Source organism: Psychromonas arctica, assembly GCF_038155225.1.
Lineage (GTDB): Bacteria > Pseudomonadota > Gammaproteobacteria > Enterobacterales > Psychromonadaceae > Psychromonas > Psychromonas arctica_B.
The window spans coordinates 1-212 of record NZ_JBAKBA010000392.1; the positions used below are offsets into that span (position 1 = coordinate 1).

Consider the following 212-nt stretch of genomic DNA (forward strand, 5'->3'; position numbering starts at 1 on the left):
AAATTGCTAGCCACATTGAAAGTATATACGAAGATGATATATTGAGTGACCTTAAAGAATACCTATCAGAACTTTTGTATCAATTAGATCGAGAGGAGCATTCTTTATCCGGTGCTAAGGGGGCATTTAATAGAATTCGATCTGAGTCCACAAAATGGTCAAGTATAAAGAAAAATGGAAATTCAACGTTAGAAGTACAATACGTAACAAAT

At 33.5% G+C, this 212-nt stretch carries 1 protein-coding gene; it reads left to right on the forward strand.

All coding sequences use genetic code 11. The features are described from left to right. On the forward strand, window positions 1-212 hold a 212-nt coding region (locus V6255_RS18885), incomplete at both ends, for a hypothetical protein (RefSeq protein WP_341629475.1).